Here is a 22093-nt window from a genome sequence, read left to right as displayed (position 1 = left end):
CTGTGGTTCGAGCGCGGGGAACATCCCGGCATCGGCCAAAGATGTTGCGGAAGACGTGAACCCATCAAAACAGCAGGGGTGTGACAGACCCGGGCCCAGAACACAGCGGCCCTACCCTTCGCCAACAGCGCGCCTCCCCGCTTGCGGAACCTCGACCGTCGGCACGCCAACATTCAGCGGCCCACCTCGGAAAGACCGGGTTCAGAGCCCGCGCTTGGCGGTCTTCACCTGCGCCACGGCGGCGTCATCACCGGCGAAGTCCACCCGGATGGCGTCGCGCCCGAAGGCGTAGAGCAGCAATTCCTCCGGCGCGCCGGTGAGCACCACCTCGGGGCCGTTGCCGACGGTGGCCAGTGTGCGGCCGTCGGCGGTACGCAACACCAGTCTGCCGGGCACCTTCGACAACGCCACCTTGCTGAGCATCGGGAAGGGGCGAAGCAACGCCGCCACCATCGCGCTGTCCAATTGTCTTGGCTCCCAACCAGGTTGAGCGCGCCGGACATCCTCATGGTGGATGAACATCTCGGCGACATTCACCAGCGGGTCCAGCACGATGAACGGCGAGTAGAGGGGCGGCCCGCCGGCGATCTTGTCCACCAGCTCCGTCCAGGGTGTCGAGGCGGCGATCCGGTCCTGAACCTTGGCGGTGTAGCCCGACAGCGGGCCGAACGCGATGCCGGGGGTGGCGTCGAGCCGGCGTTCCCGCAGCACCAGATGCGCGGCGAGGTCACGGGTGGTCCAGCCTTCGCACAGTGTGGGCGCATCGGGGCCGACGGCGCGGAAGGTCTCGACGAGTGCAGCGCGTTCGCGCTTGGCAACGGTCATGGTCACCACAGTAAGCAGACCGGGAGTCTCGTGTCAGGGGCGGCCCCTACGATCGTGGCCGTGCTTCGGGTCCGAGTTCTCCTGGTGATCGCGGCGGGCGCGGGTTTCGCCGCGTACGCGTCGGGCGTCGATCCGTGGTACTGCGCACTCATCGCCGCGGCGGCCGCGTTGGCGCCGCGCTTCCTGGCGGGTGCGCTGCGGGGGGCCGTCACCCCCCGCGCCGCCGAACACCCGACCGCGGCCATGTCGGGTATCGAGTTCGAGGACTACGTCGCGCATGTGGCGCGCAGCGCCGGCGTGCCGGTCATCATGACCCCGCTGTCCGGCGACTGGGGCGTGGACCTGATCCTCGGCCGGCGTCCGGATCGTGTTGCCGTGCAATGTAAGCGCCTAGGCCGCCCGGTCGGTCCCGGCGCCATTCAAGAGGTGGTGGCCGGGGCGCCGATGCAGGACTGCACCCGCACCATGGTGGTGTCCAACCAGGAATTCACCCCAGCGGCACGCCGGCTCGCCGAACAGCACGGTTGCGTCCTGGTCGGCGGATCGCAACTGCCGCGGTTGCGCAGCGAGATCCGGCGGTTGACCTCGCAGGTCAGCTGAGCGCCGCGCGCACCGCCGCCACGGCGAGGTCGAGCTCGGTGCGGGTCACCGTCAAGGCCGGCCGGAATCGGACACTGCTGTGTCCGCTGGCCAGCATCACCACCCCGCGTTCCCAGAGCTTGGCGATCAGGTCGTCGCGCTGTTGCGGCGTCGGCAGGGTGAAGGCGCACATCAGTCCGCGACCGCGGGCGTCGAGCACCGTGCCGGGGAACTCCTCGGCGAGTTCACCGAGGCGGCGCAGCAGGTAACGCCCGGTGTCGGCGGCCTGGTCGAACAGCCGGTCGGCTTCGATGGTCTCCAGGATCCGTCGCGCCCGCACCATGTCGACCAGGTTGCCGCCCCAGGTGGAGTTGATGCGTGAACTGACGTGGAAGACGTTGTCGGGTACCTCGTCGACCCGACGGCCGGCCATCACGCCGCACACCTGGGTCTTCTTGCCGAACGCCACCACGTCGGGTGTGACGCCGAGCTGTTGGTAGGCCCACGCGGTGCCGGTGATGCCGCAACCGGTCTGCACCTCGTCGAAGATCAGCAGCGCGTCGTACTCGTCGCACAGCGCACGCATCGCGGCGAAGAACTGCGGCCGGAAATGGCGGTCGCCGCCCTCGCCCTGGATGGGTTCGGCGATGAAGCAGGCGATGTCATGCGGGTGCGCCTCGAAGGCCGCGCGCGCCTGCCGCAACGACTCCGTTTCCAGGGCGTGCATATCGCGGCCGGCCTGGATGTAGGGCGCGTCGATACGTGGCCAGTCGAACTTCGGGAATCGGGCGACCTTGTTGGGATCGGTGTTGGTCAGCGACAGCGTGTAGCCGCTGCGGCCGTGGAAGGCGCCGCGCAGATGAAGCACTCGGGTGCCGAGTTGAGCGTCCAGGCCGCGAGCCTCGTTGAGCCGGCTCTTCCAGTCGAACGCCACCTTCAACGCGTTCTCAACCGCCAGCGCTCCCCCGTCGACGAAGAACAGGTGCGGCAGCTCCGGGTCACCCAGCACCCGGGCGAACGCGTCGACGAAGCGCGCCATCGGCACCGTGTAGATGTCGGAGTTGCTGGGCTTGTTGACCGCCGCCGCGGCGAGTTCGGCGCGGAACTCCGTGTCGTCGGCCAGCGCGGGATGGTTCATCCCCAGCGCCGAGGAGGCAAAGAAAGTGAACATGTCGAGATATCGGCGGCCGGTACGTGCGTCGACGAGGTAGCAGCCGCTGGACTGATCGAGGTCCAGAACCAGGTCCATACCGTCGGCCAGGATGCTGCGGTGGAGCACTCGATGCACGTCCGCAGGCGTGATGGTGGCAGATTCGGACACCGGTACCAAAAGTTCCGTCATGCTGGTCATAATAACGGAATATTTACGGCTTACGACCGCATTTTCCGGACATGTTGCTGCGCTTGCGCCGAACCGGGAGCAGAGTCAACCCCGATGACCAGCCGCAACGGAGCTGCCGCCCACTGCGACACCTCAGGAAATTTTGGCCCACAAGCGCGCCATAGACGTAAGATTTACGGGAGAGATTGCCGTCCGTCGTAAAAAGTTTGTAGGATGATCGTGCTTCGTGTGCGAACATTGGCCGCCGTGCGGATCTGTTGCAACAGGTCTTCCAGAGCCCGGGCCGACCCCACGCGAACCAGCAGGACGTAGCTCTCCTCACCCGCCACCGAGTGACACGCCTCGATGGCTTCGATGTGCTCCAACCGGGCCGGCGCATCGTCGGGTTGGGACGGATCGAGAGGGGTGATGGCGACGAACGCCGACAGCATGTGGCCAACCGCTTCCGGGTTGATGCGTGCGGTGTATCCGGTCACCACACCGCGTGATTCGAGCCGACGCACTCGTGACTGCACCGCTGACACCGACAACCCGGCCGTGCTGGCCAGGTGGGCCAACGTCGCACGGCCGTCGGCGACCAATTCGCGCACCAGCGTCCGGTCGATGTCATCGAGATGCTCGGCGTCGGCCACAAGCGGAGACTATCGCAGGTCGGTCACCCCATGAACCGGCTACCACAGGTCGAGATCCGGCAGGTCCGGACGCATTTCACGGCCCTGAGGGCCACCTCCCCAAACCCGTTGTGTACCAGAGCTTCTGTCCGGCCTCAGCAGCGAGACTCCTCCGCTCCGATCGGGACTCGGACGGCCGGCCCGGATCTGCAGGACCACCACACCCCCAACCAGAAAGCGGCATCATGACTGTCATGACATCAACGGCTTCGACGACGCTGCCCACGGCCGATGACCTGCGCGCTCGCGCCCGCGAGGCATTGGCCACCATCTTCGGACGCCCGGTCGAAGACACCGAGCTCGGCGCCCCCGGCGGCCATGGTGTGCTGTCGAGCACTCCGGTCACCGGCGCGGTGCTGTTCACCATCACCGAGGCCGTTGACTCCGATGTCGAAGCCGCCGTCGCCGCTGCCGCCGACGCGTTCCAGGTGTGGCGCACCACCCCGGCGCCGGTGCGGGGTGCGCTCGTCGCCCGACTCGGTGAGCTGTTGACCGAACACAAGGCCGACCTGGCCACCCTGGTCACCATCGAGGCCGGGAAGATCACCTCCGAAGCCCTCGGCGAGGTGCAGGAGATGATCGACATCTGCCAGTTCGCCGTCGGGCTGTCGCGACAGCTGTACGGGCGCACCATCGCCTCCGAGCGGCCCGGCCACCGGCTGATGGAGACGTGGCATCCGCTGGGCGTGGTCGGCGTCATCACCGCGTTCAACTTCCCGGTTGCGGTGTGGGCGTGGAACTCTGCGGTGGCACTCGTGTGCGGCGACACCGTGGTGTGGAAACCCTCGGAGCTCACCCCGCTGACCGCCATCGCCTGTCAGGCGCTGCTGGAACGCGCGGCCCGCGATGTCGGTGCTCCCCCGGCGGTCAGTCAACTCGTCATCGGTGGCCGCGAGGTCGGCGAGCGCCTGGTCGACGACCCCCGCATCGCGCTGCTGAGCGCCACCGGGTCCGTGCGGATGGGCCGCCAGGTCGGACCGCGGGTGGCGCAACGCTTCGGCAAGGCCCTGCTTGAGCTCGGCGGTAACAACGCCGCGATCGTCACCCCGTCGGCAGATCTGGACCTTGCGGTCCGCGGCATCGTGTTCGCCGCCGCGGGCACGGCCGGGCAGCGGTGCACCACCCTGCGCCGGGTGATCGCACACACTGAAGTGGTCGACACCCTGGTGGAGCGGATCGCCGGGGCGTACCGCAGCCTGCCGGTGGGCGACCCGTTCACCGACGGCACTCTGGTGGGACCGCTGATCCACGAGACCGCCTACCGCGACATGGTGGGTGCCCTCGAGCAGGCCCGCGCCGACGGTGGCGAGGTCACCGGCGGTGAGCGCGTCGACGTCGGGGACGACGGTGCGTTCTACGTGACACCGGCGGTGGTGCGGATGCCCGCTCAGACCGCGATCGTGCACGACGAGACCTTCGCCCCCATCCTCTACGTGTTGACCTACCAAACCCTCGACGAGGCGATAGCGCTGAACAACGCTGTGCCGCAGGGCCTCTCATCGGCCATTTTCACCACCGACATCCGCGAGGCCGAACGGTTCATGGCCGCCGACGGCTCTGACTGCGGTATCGCCAATGTCAACATCGGCACCTCCGGCGCCGAGATCGGCGGTGCATTCGGCGGCGAGAAGCAGACCGGCGGCGGCCGCGAATCCGGCTCCGACTCCTGGAAGGCCTACATGCGCCGGGCCACCAACACGGTCAACTACTCCTCCGAGCTGCCCCTGGCCCAAGGCGTCAAGTTCGGCTGACCTCCCCCCAACCACCCCGCCCCCCCAGCGCGATCGCGCGTGTCTGCACACCAACACGCCGGTTCCGGCGTACAAAAGTGAGCGCTCGCGCCACACGGTAAGCATGTAGACATGGACATCGAGGGCAAGGTCGCCATCGTCACCGGCGGTGGTTCGGGTATCGGCAAGGCACTGGCAGAGGGATTGGCCAACGCGGGCGCCCGGGTGGTCGTCGGCGATCTGGACGAAGCCGGCGCCGTCTCCACCGCCCAACTGATCGGCACCGGGGCGGTGGCAGGCCGCGCGGACGCCAGCACCGCCGCGGGTATCGCGGCGCTGATCAGCTTGGCGGCCAATGAGTTCGGGCCCGTCGACATCTACGTCGCCAACGCCGGCATCATCGGGGTCTCCGGCCTGGGCGGCGACAGCGACTGGGACCGCATTCTGGACGTCAATCTGCGCGCGCACATCCGCGCGGCCGAACAGCTGATCCCGGGCTGGCAAGAGCGCGGCAGCGGCTACTTCGTCTCGGTGGCCTCGGCCGCCGGGCTGCTGTCGCAGCTCGGGGCCGCGGGCTACGCCGTCACCAAACACGCCGCCGTCGGGTTCGCCGAATGGCTGGCCATCACCTACGGCGACGACGGGATCGGCGTCAGTTGCGTGTGCCCACTCGGGGTGGACACTCCCCTGCTCGACGCCGTCCGGGCCTCGACGGACCTGTCCGGCCGCATCGGGGCGGAATCGATTGTGCAGTCGGGCCAGGTGCTCAGCGCCGCGGATGTCGCTGCCACCACGCTGGAAGCGGTGCGCGACAACCGATTCCTGGTGCTGCCGCATGCCGCGGTACTGGACATGTACCGCGGCAAGGGCAACGACTACGACAGGTGGATCTCCGGGATGCGGCGGTATCAGCGCACGCTGAGTAGCTGATCCCTCAGTGCAGCAGCGACACCGCCGAACCGCGCGGCACCAGCCGGACCAGCTGCGTGACGTGCTCGGGTCCCAGCTCCTCCAGCGATGTGACACCGAGTAGACGCATGGTGCGGGCGATCTGGCCGCTGACGATCTCGATCATCTTGTCCACACCGGCCTCACCGCCGGCCATCAGGCCGTACAGGTAGGCACGCCCGAGCAGGGTGAAGCGTGCCCCGAGGGCCACGGCCGCCACCACATCCGCGCCGGACATGATGCCGGTGTCGAGGATGATCTCGTATTCGCTGCCGACCTCACGGGCCACTTCCGGCAGCAGGTAGAACGGCACTGGGGCCCGATCCAGTTGGCGGCCACCGTGATTCGACAACACGATACCGTCGACGCCTACTTCGGCGACCTTCTTGGCATCGTCGAGGCTCTGGATGCCCTTCACCACGACCTTGCCCGGGAATTGGTCGCGGATCCAGCGCAGATCGTTGAAGTCGACGGTGGGATCGAACATCGAGTCCAGCAGTTCGCCGACGGTGCCCGACCAGCGGTCCAGCGACGCGAACGACAGCGGTTCGGTGGTCAGGAAGTCGAACCACCACCACGGCCGCGGAATCGCATTGGCGACGGTGCTCAGGGTCAGCGCCGGGGGCAGCGAGAAACCGTTGCGCTTATCCCGCAGCCGCGCACCGGCCACCGGCACGTCGACGGTCACCAGCAGGGTGTCGAATCCGGACTTCGCGGCGCGCTCCACCAGCGCCATTGACCGGTCCCGGTCTTTCCACATATAGAGCTGAAACCAGTTGCGGCCGTGGGGGTTGGCGGCCTGAACGTCCTCGATCGCGGTGGTGCCCATGGTGGACAGCGAGAACGGGATACCGGCCCGGGCCGCGGCATGGGCTCCGGCGATCTCGCCTTCGGTGTGCATCATGCGAGTGAAGCCGGTGGGTGCGATTCCGAAGGGCTGTGACACCGGTGCACCCAGCACGTCCCACCCCGTGGAGACGTCGGCCACGTTACGCAGGATCGACGGGGTGAACTCGATGTCCTCGAACGCCTGACGGGCCCGGGCCAGTGAGATCTCGGCCTCGGCGGCACCCTCGGTGTAGTCGAAGGCCGCGCGCGGGGTGCGCCGCTTGGCGATCTTGCGCAGGTCGTAGACGGTCTGCGCCTTGTTCAGCCGGTTCTGCTTGAAGTCCAGGCTGGGCTTCTTGAACTGCAGCAGCGGCGCGAGGTCATGCACCTTGGGAACTTGACGTCGCGTCATGGGCAAATCCTTCGTTCGAGAGATCAAGGGCGACGCGCGCCAGGTGTGGTCCTACCACGCCCGACACACAATCGATCAGTGTAACCCCGTCGAAGCGGCGAGCCCATACCCGGCCGTGAAAGGCGGCAGCCCTATTGCGGCAGCGCTAGCAGGATCCATAAGGTAGAACCACAGAGTGGTCGTCCGATGTGGGGCGTCCCCGAGCGGTGGAGGTAGCCGATGACGGATTCGACAGAGAAGGTCGGCGTTGTCGGCTGTGGCCTGATGGGCGCTGGAATCGCCGAAACCGTGGCGCGCGCAGGGCAATCCGTCATCGTCGTGGAGACCACCACCGCCGCGGCCCAGGCCGGGCAACGCCGGCTCGAGAACTCGCTGACGAAGGCCGAGAGCCGCGGGAAGATTCCGTCGGCCGCCGACGTGCTCGACCGCATCCAGATCGTCGAGGACCTACAGGCGCTGTCCGATCGCACGCTCGTCATCGAGGCGATCATGGAGGACGAGGCCGTCAAGACTCGGCTCTTCGGTCAACTCGACGAGGTGGTGACCGACCCCGCGGCGATCCTGGCCTCGAACACCTCCTCGATCCCCATCATCAAACTCGGTGTGGCGACCGCACGCCCGCAGAACGTCATGGGCATCCACTTCTTCAACCCGGTTCCGGTGCTGTCGCTGGTCGAGCTCGTGCCGAGTTACCTGACCGCCGACACCACCACAGTGCGGGCGCGTGCCTTCGTGCAGGACGTGCTGGGGAAACACCCGATCGACTGCAAGGACCGCGCGGGTTTCGTGGTCAACGCACTGCTCATTCCGTTCCTGCTGTCGGCGATCCGCATGGTCGAGGCGGGGGTTGCCACCGCCGAGGACATCGACGAAGGCCTGGTGCGGGGCTGCGCCCACCCGCAGGGCCCGCTGGCGCTGAGCGACCTGATCGGCCTGGACACCGTGCGCGCGATCGCCGATTCCCTGTTCGAGGAGTTCAAGGAGACGCAGTACGCGTGCCCACCGCTTCTGGCCCGGATGGTCGACGCCGGACTGCTCGGCCGCAAGAGCGGCCGCGGGTTCTTCACCTACGCTTGAGCCATCATGGGCATCGACTCACTGTGGGTACGACACGGTGAGTCGACGTGGAACCGGGCCGGGCTGATGCAGGGCCAGACGGCGTGGCCGCCGCTGACAGCCGACGGTATCCGGCAGGCCCACGCCGCCGCGGACGCCCTCGTGCCACACGCCCCCGCGCGCGTCGTCAGTTCCGATCTGCACCGAGCTGCCGAGACGGCACACGTCATCGGCGCGCGCCTGAGCGTGCCGGTGCAGCACACTGCGCTGCTGCGGGAACGCTGCTGGGGCATCTTCGAGGGCAAACCGGTCGCCGACGGTCATCGCGCCGCCGAAGTCCTGTCCGCCGATCAGGCTCTGCCGCAGGGAGAATCACGCAACGACGTGGCCCGGCGGTTGCGTCGCCTGACGCAATGGTTGACCGCCGATGGCGGACCGGTCGTGGTGGTGACGCACGGTGACGTCATCCGCGAGGCGATCGGATTGTGGGCCCGTGCCGACCATACCGACCGGGTTCCCGAAAACGGTTGTGTGGTACGGATTTCGATCGATCACAGAAACAGGTCGACGCACGCATAGACTGCCAGCCCCACCACGATGCTCAGCGCCAGGTTCTTCCACCGCCATGACACCAGCAGCGCAACAGCGCCCGCCACGGTGGCCGGCGAGAGCAGCCTGAATTCGCCGCCGTCGCCGTCGAAGAACACCGCAGGCGCCACCAGTGCCGCGAAGGCAGCAGCGGGCACCATCTGCAGCACCAGACTCAGCCGCGGCGGGAGGTTGCGGGGCAACACGGGCACCAGGATGAACGCCGCGCGCAGCAGGAATCCGCCCACCGCGGTGGCCACGATGACCAGCCAGATCGATGCCGTACTCATACTTTCCCACCGGCCGCGCGCCATCCGAACGCCGCGCCCGCGGCGATACCGGCGACGGTGCCCAGCATCATGCCCAGATTGGCCGGCAGGCCCGAGCACGTGACGGCCACCAGCGCGGCCACCACGGCCGCCAGCGCTTTGGGTCGCTCGGTGAGCTGGGGCGCGAGCAGCGCCAGGAACGAGATGGGCACCGCGAAGGCCAGGACGCCGGAATCGGGCAGCGACCCCAGGAATGACCCGATGAGCGAGCACACCTGCCACGTCACCCAGAAGACCAGGCAGGCACCGAGATAGAAGGCCACCCTGTCGCGCCGCGGCCAGTCGGCGGTGCGGTTCACCGTGAGCGGGACGGCATGGTCGACCAACAGGTACGACCCGACGGCGCGTTGTTGCAAGCTCGAGTCGGCGAACATCGGCGCCAGGGTGGCCGAGTACACGATGAAGCGCACGTTGATGATCAGCGCGGTGGCGATCACCACCCCGGCCCCGGCGCCGTTGCCGATCAGATCCAGCGCCGCCACCTGGGCCGCCCCGGCATAGGCCAGCAACGAAAATGACGCTGTCTCAAACACACTGAAGCCGTTGTGGGTGCCCGCCAGGCCGGCGACCGCCGCGAACGGCGCTATCCCGATGAGAACGGGCAGCATGGCGATGGCACCGGATCTCAGCGGCCGCCGCGGCGGGTCTTTCGCTTCGGTCATGGTTCTCCTGCTACGGGTCGAGACGGCGTCGCACCACGCACCCCACGCCGGGGAGCGGTGGTTCCGGGTGCCGGTCTAGACGTCCTCGGCGGTGAACTTCTCCGCCGAGTTCCTGATGTGTTCTCTGGCCAACCGCTCGGCCAGGTCGGCGTCGCCGGTGGCCAGCGCTTCGGCGATCTCCCGGTGCTGCCGCCAGGCCAGGTCGAACATGTCCGGCACGGTGCGCAGCATGCCGACCATGGCCCGCTCGACCACGGACCACATGGGCACCATCGCCCGGCTGAAGAACGGGTTGTCCGTCGAATCGAGGATGGTGCCGTGGAAGGCACGGTCCAGTTCGAGCAGCGTCCGGGTGTCGTTGACGCCGTGGAGTTCCTCGTGCTGACGCAGAATCGCGAAAAGCCGTTTGAGCCCGGCAGCCGGACGGGTCACCGCCACTTCGCGCACCGCCTGCGCTTCGAGTGCCTCACGGACCTTGTAGGCGTCGGCGACGTCCTGCGCCGAGAGCGACCGCACGGCCACGCCGCCGGTGGGCAGGTGCTCCAGCAGTCCCTCACCCACCAGGTCGGCGGCAGCCACCCGCACCGGCATCCGGCTGACACCGAGTTGTTCGGCGACCTGCACCTGGTTCAGCCGGGCCCCCGACGGGATCTCCTCGAGGATGATGGCCATGCGCAGGCGGTCGCGAACCGAGCGCACCAGTGCGTTCGAGTCGCGCGGGGGTAGCGCGCTCAGTGCGGTGCCGCCGCCCAGGCCTGCGTTGCCGTGCGGGTGAAGGCTCACGGTCGTCTCCTCATGAGGTGATTTGTGGATCCATGAGCCATTATCCCCACGTCCGCCGAGCGCGCCGGCAGCGACTCACGCGTAACGCTTGACCTCCGCGGCGTTCCACGGCCCGACCGCCTGACGGGGCGGAACGGCGGCGAGTCCACCGAGGAAATCGGCCGATTTCGCCGTGCGGCTGACCAGCACGTCGACCACGGCGGGCGCGTTGTCCAGCGCCCGTTTGAGGGCGTCGGGCAACTCGCTGGGGTCTTCGACGCGTTCGCCGTGTGCACCGAGCCCACGGGCCAGCAGGTCATACCGGCAACCGGGCAGGTCCACACCGACGAGGTTGTTGCCGAACCGCTCGACCTGATCGTGGCGTTCGATGTTCCAGGCTTCGTTGTTGACGACGACGAACACCGCCTTGGCGCCGTGGCGCACCGCGGTGTCCACCTCTATGGCGGTGAAACCGAAACTGCCGTCACCGATTACGGCGATCACCGGTTCGTCGGGCCGGTGCAGGGCTGCGGCGATGGCGAACGGCACGCCCACGCCGAGGCAGCCCAGCGCGCCGCAGTCGAGATAGTCGACCGGCTTGAGGCCCACCCGGGCGAAAGACAGGATGTCACCGCCGTCGGCGACGGCCACCGACCTGTCGGTCAGCAGATCGTTCACCGCGCCGACCACGAAGTTGGGCGACATCCGGCCCTGCTCGTCGGGATCGGGTGAGGCCAGTTTGGTGGCCAACTGGCGCACCCGCTTGGTGTTGCCGTCGCGCAGTTGCTCCAGCCAGGCGGTGTCCGGCGAGCTGGGGGTCGCGCCGGACAACGCCTCCAGCACCGCGCCGGTGCTGCCGTGCACTTCCACGTCACCGCGGCGGTTTTCGCCGAGTTCCTCGAAGGAGGTACCGATCCGCAGGAACCGGGCATGCGGGGCGAACACCGCGGGTGACCCGTAACCCAGCTGGAAGTCCAGCCGGCGGCCCAGGGTCACCACGAGGTCGGCTTCGCTCATGGCCCGGCCGCGCATGGCGGGCACGAACCCCGGGACGTCGTCGCGGATCACGCCGCGGCTCTCCCCGGAGTCCAGGTACAGCGCCTGCGCCTCGGTCAGGAAGGTGCGCACCTGGTCGGGGGCGGCGCGTACCGAACGGCCGCCGATGACGACGATGCGTGACGACGCACGGATCAGCTCCGCCGCCGCGGTGATCGAATCCGGTTCAGTGGCAATCACTTTGGCACGACGCGGTTGCATGGCCAGTGCCGGTATGTCGGCCGGCGCCACCACCTCGTCGAGCAGATCGGTGGGGAAATCGATGTAGGCGGGGCCGGTGGCTCCGGTGCCGGCACCCAGGGCCGCGGCGATCACCTTGTCGAGTCGCGGGATGACGTGGTGCCGTTCGGAGACCTGCTCGACGAGACGGCACAGCGGCGCGACGATGGCTGCCTGGTCGATGTCCTGCATGGCACCCATACCCGTCTGCGGTCGCGGAGGCCGGCCGGAGATCACCAGCACCGGACTGCGCCCCACGAACGCATTGGACATGGCCGTCACGGCATTGGTCAGCCCGGGGCCTGCGGTCACCATTGCCACCGCCAGATCGCCGGACAGGTCGGCGGTGGCGTGCGCCATGTACACCGCGGCGGATTCGTGCCTCACGTCCACGACGTCGATCCCCGCGCGGGCCACGGCATCCCACAGCGGTTGGATGTGACCACCGCACAGGCCGAAAATACGCTGCACCCCTTGGCTTTTGAGCTTCTCGGCGATGAGCTGGGCGACGGTTTGTTGAGTCATGTGACCACCAATCTGCGGAATAGCCGACAAACATCCGACGTGTATTGCAAATCCTGGATCCAGAGTCCATAGTAGCATGCATCACACTTTTGGTAGAACCACATGTATGTAGAACCACAACCGCTCGCCCCCACCCGCTGAAAGGGATCGGATGACCGTCTCAGAGACGCGCGAAGGCGCCCCCACCCGCGAACCAGCACAGGAGCCGGCATTCGAGACGTTGTCCGGGATCCCGGTCGACCCGCTCTACGACGCCTCCACCCTCGAAGGCTGGGACTCGCGCCACAAGCTCGGCGCCCCAGGCGAATTCCCCTACACCCGCGGGCCCCACCCGACCATGTACCGGACCCGGCAGTGGACCCGGCGCCAGGTGGTGGGCCTGGGCACCGCGCCCGAGACCAATGCGCGCAACAAGTACGTCATCGAGCAGGGCCAGACCGGTCTGTCCAACGACTACGACGTGCCGACGCTGATCGGCCTGGACTCCGACGACCCGCGTTCGGTGGGCGAGGTGGGCCGCACCGGCGTCGCCATCGACACGCTGCCCGACATGTACGACCTGTTCGACGGCATCGATCTGGAGAACATCAGCGTCTCCATGACCATCAACCACCCGGCCTTCGTGCTGGTGGCTCAGTACATCGCCGCGGCGCAGATGCGTGGCTTCGACCTGCGCAGACTCGGCGGCACCGTCCAGAACGACCCGCTCAAGGACTTCTACGCGCAGAAAACCTACATCTTCCCGCCTGCCCCGTCGGTGCGCCTGGCGTGCGATCTGATCGAATACTGCGCACAGCACATGACACGCTGGAACGGCATCAGCCTCAACGGGTACAACATCCGTGAGGCCGGCACCACGGCCGACCAGGAACTGGCCTTCACCTTCGCGCACGCAGAAGCCTACATCGAGGAGCTGCTCGGGCGGGGTCTTCCGATCGACAGCTTCGTCGGCCGGTTCTCGTTCATCTTCAACGTGCACAACGACTTCCTCGAGGAGATTGCGAAACTGCGTGCCTCCCGCCGTATCTGGGCTCAGCTGCTGCATGACCGGTTCGGCGCCGACCCGAAGAACTGCAAGCTGCGCACCCATGTCCAGACCGGCGGCAGCACCATGACCTATCAGCAGCCCGAGGTGAACCTGATCCGCGGCGCTCTGCAGGCCATGGCCGGCGCCCTGGGCGGGGTGCAGTCGATGGCCGTCTCGTGCTTCGACGAGGCGTACTCCATTCCGTCGGAGTTCGCGCAGCGGATGTCGCTGCGCACCCAGCAGGTGGTGGCCTACGAAAGCGGTATCACCAACGTGGTCGACCCGCTGGCGGGCTCGTACTACATCGAGAACCTCACCGACGAGATCGAACGACGTACCTGGGATTGGATGCAGCAGGTCGACGGCCAGGGCGGCGCCATCCGTGCCGTCGAGAGCGGCTGGCTGGAGCGCACGGTCTCCGACACCGCACATCACCAGAATCTGCAGATCATGCAGGGCACGCGAACGATCGTGGGCGTCAACGACTTCAAGGGCACCCAGGGTGAGCGACCCATCGAGACCTTCCGTGTGGACGAGGCCTCGGAGAAGCAGCAGATCCGGCGCCTGGAGAAGGTCCGCGCCGAGCGCGATGCCTCCGAGGTCGACCGCACTCTCGACGATCTGCAGAAGGTCGTGGCCGACGGCGGAAACGTCATGGACGCCGTGATCGCGGCCAGCAAGGCGCACGCCTCCCAGGGCGAGATCGTCAAGCGCGTCATCGCCGAGGTCGGCGAGTACGTCGCGCCGCCGATTTTCTGAACGACCACCGTCCTGAGACACACCCCGAAAGGCATCTCATGATCCGAGTTCTGTTGGCCAAACCCGGTATCGACGGTCACGATGTCGGTGTCAAGATCGTCGCGCGCGCACTGCGCGACGCCGGCATGGAAGTCATCTACACCGGTCTGCGCACCACCATTCCGGATGTGGCGCGCGCCGCCGTCCAGGAGGACGTCGACGTGGTGGGCGTCTCCAATCTGTCCGCCCAGCATGTCCGCCTGATGCGGGATCTCAAGGAGCGCCTGGATGCGGCCGGCGCTCAGGACATCCTGATGATCGCCGGGGGCAGCCTGCTGCCCGAGGACATCGAGGAGCTGGGCCGGATGGGTATCGACGGCTGTTTCCCACCCGGCACCGACACCGCCGACATCGTGTCGTTCATCGAGGAGCGGGTCGCCAAGACGCCTGACGCGCAACACGTTCCGTCATGAGCGCGCCGACGCGACCGGTCACACCGACCGACCGGGAGAGCTGGACCCTGCCCGCGGTGCTGCGGAAGGGGGCCTCGGCGCATCCGGACAAGCTGTGTGTGAGCACGATGTCCGGTGAAAGTCTCTCCTATGCCGGACTTCTCGCGCTCTCCGAACGCCGGGCAGCCGGCCTGGCAGCGATGGGAGTCACCAAGGGTGACCGCGTCCTGCTGATCATGAACAACTCGATCGACATGATCGCCTGCTGGTTCGCGGTGAATCTCCTCGGCGCTGTCGAGGTGCCCACCAACACCGCCAACCGCGGGGCAAGTCTGGTGCACATCGCCAACAACTCCGGCGCGCAGGTGGCGATCATCGATGCGCAGTACGCGTCGACGCTGTCGGAGGTGGCCGGCGAACTCGACACCGTGTCGACGGTGGTGGTACGCGGTGAGGCCACGGTGTTGCCCTGGCCGACAACCGCTCTCGCTGAACTCGATCTCACCCTCGGCCCGGCACCCGATACCGCCGTCTCCCAACAGGATCCGTCGTCGATCATCTACACCTCCGGTACCACAGGGCCGGCCAAGGGTGTGGTGGTCCCGCACGGCCACATGTACACCTTCGCGGTACACGTCGTCGAACAGCTGCGGATCGTCGAGGACGACATCTACTACGTGTGCTTGCCCATGTTCCATGCCAATGCACAGTTCATGCAGGTCTATGCCAGCTTGATCGCGGGCGCCTCGGTGGTGCTGGCGGAGGGTTTCAGCGCCAGTGGGTGGCTCGACGATCTGCGCACCAGCGGGGCAACCGTGACGAGCCTGCTCGGGGTGATGGCGCAGTACGTGTTCAACCGCCCGGAGACCACCCGCGACCGCGAACACGGTGTCCGCCGGATGATCACCATCCCGATCCCGGCCGTTATCGCCGAGGATTTCGAGCGCCGGTTCGACACCCGCTGCATCGAGGCGTACGGCATGACCGAGACGTGCCTGCCGATCTACCGGCCGCTCGATGAGCCACTGCGGCCGGGTAGTTGCGGTAAGGCGCTCGAGCACTGGTTCGAGGTGGCGGTGGTCGATCCGGTGACCGACGAACCCCTGCCCGACGGCGAGGTGGGCGAAATCGTTGTCCGCCCGCGGTTTCCGTTCACCACGTTCCTGCACTACCACGCCATGCCGGAGCGCACCGTGGAAGCGTGGCGCAATCTGTGGTTCCACACCGGCGACGCGGGCCGCCGCGACGCCGACGGCTACTTCTACTTCCTCGACCGCCTCAACGATCGCATCCGGCGCAAGGGCGAGAACGTCACCGCCTATGACATCGAGGTGGCACTGACCGAGCTGCCCGAGGTCGACGACTGCGCGGTGATCGCGCGCCCGGCCGCCGAGGGTGAGGACGACATCAAGGCCTTCCTGGTGATTCCCGACGGCACCACCCCGCCCGATCCCGTGGACGTACTCGCCCACTGCGTGAAACGCCTGCCGTACTTCGCGGTTCCGCGGTATCTGGAGTTCATCGGAGATCTGCCCAAGACTCCCACCGGCAAGGTCCTCAAACGTACGCTGCGCGCCATGCCGGAGACCGCCGGCGAGTGGGATCGGGAACAGGCGGGCTGGACGGTGAGACGCGGTGTGAACCACCCTGTGCGAAAGGACGGTGCCAGTTGATCATTCATGTTGCATCGGTGATCGTCACCGGGGCCGCATCCGGTGTCGACGGCGCGGTCAGGCTGCCGCCCCGATGCTGACATCCGAGCGCGCCGTAGCGCGGCTGATCAGTCAGGTCGAGCGTGGTGAAGGAGCGGACCTGCCATGCGACGGCAACTCCCAGATCATCGGTATCACCGGCAGCCCCGGCTCGGGTAAGAGCACACTGGTCGACGTGTTGGCGCGCGAGATCCGCGCCGAGGGTCGTACGGTGGCAATCCTGGCGATCGACCCCTCGAGCCACCTGACCGGAGGTGCGGTGCTCGGCGACCGGGTGCGGATGTCCTCACACGCCCAGGATCCGGGGATCTTCATCCGCAGCATGGGCACCCGCGGTTCCACCACCGGGCTGGCCCGCGCCGCTCGGGGTGCGGTGAAAGTGCTTGCGGCAGCCGGATATGACGTCATCATCGTCGAAACGGTGGGCGTCGGCCAGGTGGAACTCGACGTGCTGACGGTCGCCGATACGGTGGCGGTCGTGCTGGTGCCCGGGCTCGGCGACACCATGCAGATGAACAAGGCCGGCATCATGGAGATCGGCGACCTGTTTGTCGTCAACATGGCCGATCGCCCCGAGACCCATTCCTTCGTGCGCGATCTCAAGCAGGCGCTGGCCGTCGGCGCCGGCCACACACATGCCGACATGCCTCCGGTGTGCTGCACCGTCGCGCTCACCGGCGAGGGCGTGGACGCGCTGTGGACGACGTTGCGCGGCTTCGATGAGCGCGACCGTGATTCCGGGCGGCGTCGGCAGCGGCGTCAGGAGCAACAGAGCGATGAGCTCATCCGCTCGATAGAGCAGCGCGTCACCACGCTGCTCCGTGACACCATGGCCGGGTCGACAGGACTGGCCGAGCTGCGCCGGCAGGTCCTCGACGGTGAACTCACCCCACGGGCCGCCGCCGACCAGTGGATGGCCACTTTCACCTTGCACACCGACTAATGATTTACGTCGGTGCGGTGTCGGCCGGCGACCGCAACGACGGCGCGGAGATCGGCCACTGAGAGCGCAACGCCCACGGTGATATTCGCGGCGAGGACTGGCACGGCGGCCATGGCACTCCGCTGCTCACCCGAGTGAAAAGCGGCCGGCGGACTCACGCGACACGATACGGACCGTTCCGTCTTGACTCGAGACGGACCGACTCGTATTGTCGAGATCACCCGTGAGAGCCCTACGGCCCACCATGCAATCGTTCGTTTCTCGCCGAAGGAGAATCCCCATGCCCCATGTCGAGCAGCCCTCCACCCGCCTGGGTCACCGCATGTCGGCAGCGATCGGTGCCGGCGCCATCCTCGCACTGCTCGGGCTCACCGCGGCGTGCAGCAGCGAAAGCGATACCCCTGAAGAGTCGACCACCACGACCACAACGACCACGACCACAACCACCACGACACAGCCGACGGTGAGCCCGACCGAAAAAGCGCCGGCCCCCACCGGCACGGATGGTTTCACCCCTCCGGTCAGAGCGACTCAGCCGACCCTCGTCCATCCTGACGAGGACTGATCAGACATCGCGGGCCGGAATTCGCTGCGGCGCTGAACTTTCGCTTACCGACCCTCTACGGGAGCGTCGCGCCGATGCTCTCGCTCGCGCCGGTTCTAACGGTCTTTGATGCCGTCGGGTGAAAGCAATGACACCGATGAATCTCCAAGTGGCACAGCCTGTTGTGCGACAACCGTCGAAGGTGGCACCGGCTTTCGCAAGATCGGCCAGATCTCGCCGGTTCGGTTTCCCCGGCGTGGCCACAGCTCTCCGATGTCGACTATCTCGCCTTCGCCGCCCAGCGGTGGGGGTCGATCTCCAACGAATCACGGTCCCAGCCCGCCAGTTCGGCGGCCGCGCTGTAGGTGAACTCGAGGAAGTCCATCACGCACCGATCCGGATCCTGTGCCGTGCGCGCAGTTTCATACGGCAGCAGGTATTGACGCAGTTCGGTGTGGTAGAAGGTTCCTTCCGGACGCCCGGTGAAATCGGCGTATCCGTCCGGTTCGGGGTAAGCGTAGGAGTAGAACGCGCCTTCTTCTCCGCCACCGGGCCAGAAGCCGCAGCTGCTCAGTTCGTGTGAGTAGGCCTCGACCATGACCCAGTCGCCGCAGTTCGGCGTCCCTCCGGGATGAGGGGGCGCGACGCGGCCGGAGAATCGGCTGCACGCCAAATCGAATGAGCCCCAGAAGAAGTGCACGGGACTGACTTTGCCGAGGTACCGGGAACGGAACTGTCCGATCACCCGATCGGCTTGCACCAACTGCTGCCAGAATGTGTTGGCGGCAGCGGGGTCGTAGCCCACGTGCTCATCCTCGGCGAACGGGATGGCAGGATCGACCTCGTTGGGGTGCTTGGAGATTCGCACCGCGATACCCAGGCGGTCGAGCATCGAGATCGTGTCGTCATGGAACTGCGCCACGGACCTGTCGCGCAACTCCAGATGGTCGGAGCCCCCATCGCTCACCCGCACCGCCAGAACGTGGTCGATGAAGTCGAACTCCATGTCGAAAAGCCGCGTGCCCACCGGAATAGCCGAAGTCGTCAACCCTCGTGGTGAGACATACAGCGGTGCCTGCCACCAATGATTGAGCAGCGGCGCGTAAGCCAACCGCACCTTGCCCACGATCTGGGTCCACATGTGCAACGTTCTGCGCGTCGTCTCCCAGTCGTCTACGCGCAATGCCGGCCATCCGTTGCCCGCGGGGGAACTGGTCATGCCGGTTTCTCGGTTGTGGTCATCCTGGGATTCTCCTTCGGCAGGCAGATCGGACAGCGAATGACGAACCATTGCGTGACAGGGGTGGCCGGTACCGAGCAGACCACTGCCCGTACGATACGAGGCGGTTCGTCTCGCGTCAAGGCGAACCGCGTCGCTTGGATTGCGTGGTGGCATCTCCTAGGGTTTTCGCATGCCTGCCAACCCGCCGGACCCGGGACGGCGCAACGAGCACTCACGTCGCGCCATCCTCGAGGCGTGCATCTCGCTGATCGGCGAGGTCGGGTATGAGAATGTCTCCATCGAGGCGATCGCTCGGCGGGCATGCGTGGGCAAGCAGACGATCTACCGCTGGTGGCCCTCCAAAGGCGCAGTGATCCTCGAAGCCGCGATCCAGAGCCTGGATCCCGTGGTCGCATTCCCCGACACCGGCGACATCATCGCCGACTTGAGGACCCAGTTGAACGAAATCCTCGAGGTCGTCACCATGACCGGCTTCGGACCGGCCTATCAGGGGCTGGTGGCCGCCTGCCAGTCCGACCCCGATCTGATGCAAGCCGTCTTCGACCAGATCATCGAACCCAGCATCACGCAGTTCAGCGCGCGGGCCGCCCTGGCTCAAGACCGGGGTGAGATCCGGGCGGACGCCGACGTGGTGACGCTGCGCGACGTACTTTACGGGTTCATCGAGTACCGACTGTTGCATGGAATGCCCATCGAACCCAAGCACATCGACGCGGTTCTGCAACTCGCGTTCTACGGAGTGCGCTGACGTCAGCTGCGAGGGCGCTTTTCGCGCTTCGCGCCGAAGCCCCTTGCGCCCAACCGTATACCGTTTGCGCGGTCTACACGGTCCGGTGGATCCAGGAGCTGACCTCGAGCTCGGCTGCGGCCGGTGAATCCTGTTGGCAGTGGTAGCTTCCCGGCGCTCCGGAGGGATAGACCACCAGACGTTTGTCGCTCGAAGCGGCCTCGGCGATCAGTCGTTCCCCGACGCCGACATCGACCATCCCGTCGTCACCCCCGTAGAGAGCCAGCAGCGGGCCGTCGATTTTGCTTGGCAGCTCGCCCAACTGGAACTCCGTGAGCCGATCGACTGCCTGCGGAACCGTGCCCGATCCGGTGACAGCCAGAAACATGGTCTGCAGGAAGTTCAGCACGGGATCTTCCGATTCCGAGACCACGTCCGGGCCGGTGAAGATTTCATGGAGCGCCTCGGGCGCGCTACTGATGACCGTGGAGCGCAAGCGTGGTTCGAACGCGGCAGCGCGCAGCGCATACAACCCGCCGAGGCTGTGCCCCACCAGTCCGATCCGGGTTTCATCGATGTCCGGCCGGGCCGCCACATGATCAATGACCGCCGAGATGACGGACTCGAAATCAGGCTGGGCGGTTATCCCGCGCCGCAGCGCTTCACCTTGGCCGGGGCCGTCAAAGGTCAAGACCGTGTAGCCCTGCTCGGTGAGCGCGCTGCCGACGGCGAAGTACATCTCCTCGGCCGAGCCGTCGGTACCCCCCACCACGATGACGAGGGGCGCAGGCTGTTGCACGTCTCGACGATCGCCGGCACACAGCCAGCCCGGAAGGAGGTTGCCGCTGTAGGGCACTTCGACGGGTTCGATACCGGGCGGGTGCAGCGCCGCCGCTTCTCCGAACGCTCGTCGCCGCGCTGCCACAGCCTCGCTTGCGCGCGGGTCCAGCGGAGACAGCAGTGCGCCGGCGTAACGGTGGTACATCGTTGCGCGCCAGAGCACGTCGCGCCGTGCCAGGGTGGGTCGGTCCCGATCAGACGCCGCCGCCTCCAATCGCTCGGCCGCCGCGGTGAAAGCCCGGTACCACTGCTCCTTGTCGCCCGACTCGATGGTCGACGCGATGGCTGAGACTTCGGTCAGGTCGGCGCCGCGCCGATAGGACAGTGCGCTGAGCCGAAGCAGCAGCGACGACCAGAAGGGATTGTCGGCCCAGAACGGGCCGGTGCGATTGTCGGTCACGGTGAGGGACTCCTCAGTTCTGGATCTTGTGGGTTCAGTCGCGGATCGGCCAGGGATTGAAACCGGGCAAGGCCAGATGCCCTGCGTCGACCGGTAATCCGACCCCGGTGATGTGGCTTGCGGCGTCCGAGGCCAACCACACAACCGCTTGCGCGGTTGCCTGCGGCGGAAGCGCGGTGGTGTTGGGAAGCACGTTCCACTGATGGACTGCGTGCAGATAGTCCTCCCGGCCGCCGTCGGGTTTGCCGCTGGCAGTGCGCCATCCAGCGGGATGATCGTTGATCTTGGTGTCGGTGGTGCTGGGCAGCACGGCGTTGACCCGGATGCCCTTCTCCCCCAGCTCGAGCGCAGCGGTCCGCATGAGCCCGATCACGCCGTGTTTGGCGGCGACATACGGTGCCGAGAACTTGGCGCCTTCCGCGCCGACATTGGACGAGGTGAACACCATCGCGCCGCCGCGCCCTTGGCTGATCATCTGCGGTGCCACTGCTTTCGCGCTGCGCCACACTCCCTCGAGGCAGACCCCGATCTGGATATTCCAGGCTTCATCCGAGGTCTCCCAGAGTGGGTGCGGCGACCAGTCGTACACCCCGGCGTTCGCCGCAAGAACGTCGATACGGCCGAACGCCTGGACTCCTGCGGCCACCAGCGCGTCAAGAGCAGCCTGGTCTCGGACGTCGGCGAGCTGGGCGACACATCGCCGTCCCAGTTGTTCCACCAGTTCCTTGGTCTCCAACAGCTCGGCCTCGGTGGACAGCGGGTATGGGATGGACGGGAGGTCGTGTCCGATATCGCAGATGATCAGATCACCACCTCGACGAGCGAACTCGAGGGCGATCTCGCGGCCCATTCCGCGGCCGGCGCCGGTGACGAGAGCCACCTTGGACTCGAACGAAGACATGATCAGATCCCTTTCGCAGCGAATGCTCGTGGCA

22 protein-coding genes are annotated in these 22093 nt (G+C 66.9%); 11 read left to right on the top strand and 11 right to left on the bottom strand.

The genetic code is table 11. The annotated features are described in order from the left end of the window. Positions 1 to 201 precede the first annotated feature (201 nt). The gene (locus AC3A6P_RS10415) at positions 202 to 825 is read right to left on the bottom strand and encodes a TIGR03085 family metal-binding protein (protein WP_487691369.1); all 624 of its coding nucleotides are present in this window, start codon (positions 823 to 825) and stop codon (positions 202 to 204) included. A 54-nt stretch (positions 826 to 879) separates the two neighbouring features. Here AC3A6P_RS10415 and AC3A6P_RS10410 point away from each other — a divergent pair, with 54 nt between their 5' ends. After that, on the top strand, positions 880 to 1425 hold the full coding sequence (locus AC3A6P_RS10410; RefSeq protein WP_487691367.1) for a restriction endonuclease: 546 nt from the start codon (positions 880 to 882) through the stop codon (positions 1423 to 1425). On the opposite strand, the gene lat is transcribed toward AC3A6P_RS10410, so the two are convergent. Both lat and AC3A6P_RS10400 read right to left on the bottom strand, forming a co-directional pair. After that, positions 1418 to 2746 carry an L-lysine 6-transaminase gene (lat, locus tag AC3A6P_RS10405; RefSeq protein ID WP_487691366.1) on the bottom strand — a complete coding sequence of 443 codons (1329 nt, stop codon included), beginning with the start codon at positions 2744 to 2746 and terminating at the stop codon, positions 1418 to 1420. The genes AC3A6P_RS10410 and lat overlap by 8 nt on opposite strands. Positions 2747 to 2919: 173 nt before the next feature. Beyond that, positions 2920 to 3378 (bottom strand): Lrp/AsnC family transcriptional regulator, encoded by a 459-nt coding sequence (locus tag AC3A6P_RS10400; protein WP_487691364.1) that lies wholly within the window; start codon positions 3376 to 3378, stop codon positions 2920 to 2922. A gap of 233 nt (positions 3379 to 3611) precedes the next feature. On the opposite strand from AC3A6P_RS10400, the gene amaB reads away from it, so the two are divergent. Further along, on the top strand, positions 3612 to 5168 hold the full coding sequence (amaB, locus tag AC3A6P_RS10395; RefSeq protein ID WP_487691362.1) for an L-piperidine-6-carboxylate dehydrogenase: 1557 nt from the start codon (positions 3612 to 3614) through the stop codon (positions 5166 to 5168). A gap of 111 nt (positions 5169 to 5279) precedes the next feature. Further along, positions 5280 to 6077 (top strand): SDR family oxidoreductase, encoded by a 798-nt coding sequence (locus tag AC3A6P_RS10390; RefSeq protein WP_487691360.1) that lies wholly within the window; start codon positions 5280 to 5282, stop codon positions 6075 to 6077. A 4-nt stretch (positions 6078 to 6081) separates the two neighbouring features. Here AC3A6P_RS10390 and AC3A6P_RS10385 read toward each other — a convergent pair whose 3' ends face one another. Further along, the gene (locus AC3A6P_RS10385; protein ID WP_487691358.1) at positions 6082 to 7335 is read right to left on the bottom strand and encodes an alpha-hydroxy acid oxidase; all 1254 of its coding nucleotides are present in this window, start codon (positions 7333 to 7335) and stop codon (positions 6082 to 6084) included. Positions 7336 to 7554: 219 nt separating this feature from the next. On the opposite strand from AC3A6P_RS10385, the gene AC3A6P_RS10380 reads away from it, so the two are divergent. Then, complete coding sequence (locus AC3A6P_RS10380) at positions 7555 to 8412, top strand: 3-hydroxybutyryl-CoA dehydrogenase (RefSeq protein WP_487691357.1); 858 nt, start codon at positions 7555 to 7557, stop codon at positions 8410 to 8412. A 6-nt stretch (positions 8413 to 8418) separates the two neighbouring features. Then, complete coding sequence (locus tag AC3A6P_RS10375) at positions 8419 to 8970, top strand: histidine phosphatase family protein (RefSeq protein WP_487691355.1); 552 nt, start codon at positions 8419 to 8421, stop codon at positions 8968 to 8970. On the opposite strand, the gene AC3A6P_RS10370 is transcribed toward AC3A6P_RS10375, so the two are convergent. From AC3A6P_RS10370 to AC3A6P_RS10355, 4 genes are all read right to left on the bottom strand, one after another. After that, the gene (locus tag AC3A6P_RS10370; RefSeq protein WP_487691353.1) at positions 8943 to 9269 is read right to left on the bottom strand and encodes an AzlD domain-containing protein; all 327 of its coding nucleotides are present in this window, start codon (positions 9267 to 9269) and stop codon (positions 8943 to 8945) included. The two genes, AC3A6P_RS10375 and AC3A6P_RS10370, sit on opposite strands and share 28 nt — an antisense overlap. After that, positions 9266 to 9970 (bottom strand): AzlC family ABC transporter permease, encoded by a 705-nt coding sequence (locus tag AC3A6P_RS10365; RefSeq protein ID WP_487691351.1) that lies wholly within the window; start codon positions 9968 to 9970, stop codon positions 9266 to 9268. The genes AC3A6P_RS10370 and AC3A6P_RS10365 overlap by 4 nt, the downstream gene beginning before the upstream one ends. A 75-nt stretch (positions 9971 to 10045) precedes the next feature. Beyond that, a complete protein-coding gene (locus AC3A6P_RS10360) occupies positions 10046 to 10753 on the bottom strand; it encodes a GntR family transcriptional regulator (RefSeq protein WP_487691349.1) in 708 nt (235 codons plus the stop codon). A 75-nt stretch (positions 10754 to 10828) separates the two neighbouring features. Then, positions 10829 to 12532, bottom strand: a complete 1704-nt coding sequence (locus tag AC3A6P_RS10355) for a thiamine pyrophosphate-binding protein (protein WP_487691347.1) — start codon at positions 12530 to 12532, stop codon at positions 10829 to 10831. A 151-nt stretch (positions 12533 to 12683) separates the two neighbouring features. On the opposite strand from AC3A6P_RS10355, the gene AC3A6P_RS10350 reads away from it, so the two are divergent. The 5 genes from AC3A6P_RS10350 to AC3A6P_RS10330 all read left to right on the top strand — a co-directional run bounded on the left by AC3A6P_RS10350 (position 12684) and on the right by AC3A6P_RS10330 (position 17969). Then, positions 12684 to 14318 (top strand): acyl-CoA mutase large subunit family protein, encoded by a 1635-nt coding sequence (locus tag AC3A6P_RS10350; RefSeq protein ID WP_487691346.1) that lies wholly within the window; start codon positions 12684 to 12686, stop codon positions 14316 to 14318. A gap of 38 nt (positions 14319 to 14356) precedes the next feature. Then, positions 14357 to 14770, top strand: a complete 414-nt coding sequence (locus AC3A6P_RS10345) for a cobalamin B12-binding domain-containing protein (protein ID WP_487691344.1) — start codon at positions 14357 to 14359, stop codon at positions 14768 to 14770. Beyond that, on the top strand, positions 14767 to 16422 hold the full coding sequence (locus tag AC3A6P_RS10340) for an AMP-binding protein (RefSeq protein ID WP_487691342.1): 1656 nt from the start codon (positions 14767 to 14769) through the stop codon (positions 16420 to 16422). Before AC3A6P_RS10345 ends, AC3A6P_RS10340 begins: the two co-directional genes overlap by 4 nt. Positions 16423 to 16495: 73 nt before the next feature. Beyond that, positions 16496 to 17404: a methylmalonyl Co-A mutase-associated GTPase MeaB gene (gene meaB / locus AC3A6P_RS10335; protein ID WP_487691340.1), complete on the top strand. Its 909-nt coding sequence runs from the start codon at positions 16496 to 16498 to the stop codon at positions 17402 to 17404. A gap of 280 nt (positions 17405 to 17684) precedes the next feature. Continuing rightward, the gene (locus AC3A6P_RS10330) at positions 17685 to 17969 is read left to right on the top strand and encodes a hypothetical protein (protein WP_487691338.1); all 285 of its coding nucleotides are present in this window, start codon (positions 17685 to 17687) and stop codon (positions 17967 to 17969) included. Positions 17970 to 18228: 259 nt separating this feature from the next. Here the strand turns inward: AC3A6P_RS10330 and AC3A6P_RS10325 are convergent, their stop codons facing one another. After that, positions 18229 to 19167, bottom strand: a complete 939-nt coding sequence (locus tag AC3A6P_RS10325; protein ID WP_487691337.1) for a DUF5996 family protein — start codon at positions 19165 to 19167, stop codon at positions 18229 to 18231. 193 nt (positions 19168 to 19360) lie between these two features. Here AC3A6P_RS10325 and AC3A6P_RS10320 point away from each other — a divergent pair, with 193 nt between their 5' ends. Continuing rightward, a complete protein-coding gene (locus tag AC3A6P_RS10320) occupies positions 19361 to 19939 on the top strand; it encodes a TetR/AcrR family transcriptional regulator (RefSeq protein WP_487691335.1) in 579 nt (192 codons plus the stop codon). A 73-nt stretch (positions 19940 to 20012) separates the two neighbouring features. Here AC3A6P_RS10320 and AC3A6P_RS10315 read toward each other — a convergent pair whose 3' ends face one another. Then, positions 20013 to 21158: an alpha/beta hydrolase family protein gene (locus AC3A6P_RS10315; protein ID WP_487691333.1), complete on the bottom strand. Its 1146-nt coding sequence runs from the start codon at positions 21156 to 21158 to the stop codon at positions 20013 to 20015. Positions 21159 to 21192: 34 nt separating this feature from the next. Continuing rightward, a complete protein-coding gene (locus AC3A6P_RS10310; protein WP_487691331.1) occupies positions 21193 to 22059 on the bottom strand; it encodes a mycofactocin-coupled SDR family oxidoreductase in 867 nt (288 codons plus the stop codon). Positions 22060 to 22093 lie beyond the last annotated feature (34 nt).

The sequence above is a fragment of the Mycobacterium sp. Soil_C_30 genome (assembly GCF_057656995.1).
This window is presented reverse-complemented; position numbering and strand designations above follow the sequence as displayed.

Coding starts and splice junctions, on each gene's coding strand:
- AC3A6P_RS10415 (WP_487691369.1), bottom strand. CDS start 825: ATGACCGTTGCCAAGCGCGAACGCGCTGCACTCGTCGAGACCTTCCGC.
- lat (WP_487691366.1), bottom strand. CDS start 2,746: ATGACGGAACTTTTGGTACCGGTGTCCGAATCTGCCACCATCACGCCT.
- amaB (WP_487691362.1), top strand. CDS start 3,612: ATGACATCAACGGCTTCGACGACGCTGCCCACGGCCGATGACCTGCGC.
- AC3A6P_RS10390 (WP_487691360.1), top strand. CDS start 5,280: ATGGACATCGAGGGCAAGGTCGCCATCGTCACCGGCGGTGGTTCGGGT.
- AC3A6P_RS10385 (WP_487691358.1), bottom strand. CDS start 7,335: ATGACGCGACGTCAAGTTCCCAAGGTGCATGACCTCGCGCCGCTGCTG.
- AC3A6P_RS10380 (WP_487691357.1), top strand. CDS start 7,555: ATGACGGATTCGACAGAGAAGGTCGGCGTTGTCGGCTGTGGCCTGATG.
- AC3A6P_RS10375 (WP_487691355.1), top strand. CDS start 8,419: ATGGGCATCGACTCACTGTGGGTACGACACGGTGAGTCGACGTGGAAC.
- AC3A6P_RS10370 (WP_487691353.1), bottom strand. CDS start 9,269: ATGAGTACGGCATCGATCTGGCTGGTCATCGTGGCCACCGCGGTGGGC.
- AC3A6P_RS10365 (WP_487691351.1), bottom strand. CDS start 9,970: ATGACCGAAGCGAAAGACCCGCCGCGGCGGCCGCTGAGATCCGGTGCC.
- AC3A6P_RS10355 (WP_487691347.1), bottom strand. CDS start 12,532: ATGACTCAACAAACCGTCGCCCAGCTCATCGCCGAGAAGCTCAAAAGC.
- AC3A6P_RS10350 (WP_487691346.1), top strand. CDS start 12,684: ATGACCGTCTCAGAGACGCGCGAAGGCGCCCCCACCCGCGAACCAGCA.
- AC3A6P_RS10345 (WP_487691344.1), top strand. CDS start 14,357: ATGATCCGAGTTCTGTTGGCCAAACCCGGTATCGACGGTCACGATGTC.
- AC3A6P_RS10340 (WP_487691342.1), top strand. CDS start 14,767: ATGAGCGCGCCGACGCGACCGGTCACACCGACCGACCGGGAGAGCTGG.
- meaB (WP_487691340.1), top strand. CDS start 16,496: ATGCTGACATCCGAGCGCGCCGTAGCGCGGCTGATCAGTCAGGTCGAG.
- AC3A6P_RS10330 (WP_487691338.1), top strand. CDS start 17,685: ATGCCCCATGTCGAGCAGCCCTCCACCCGCCTGGGTCACCGCATGTCG.
- AC3A6P_RS10325 (WP_487691337.1), bottom strand. CDS start 19,167: ATGACCAGTTCCCCCGCGGGCAACGGATGGCCGGCATTGCGCGTAGAC.
- AC3A6P_RS10320 (WP_487691335.1), top strand. CDS start 19,361: ATGCCTGCCAACCCGCCGGACCCGGGACGGCGCAACGAGCACTCACGT.
- AC3A6P_RS10310 (WP_487691331.1), bottom strand. CDS start 22,059: ATGTCTTCGTTCGAGTCCAAGGTGGCTCTCGTCACCGGCGCCGGCCGC.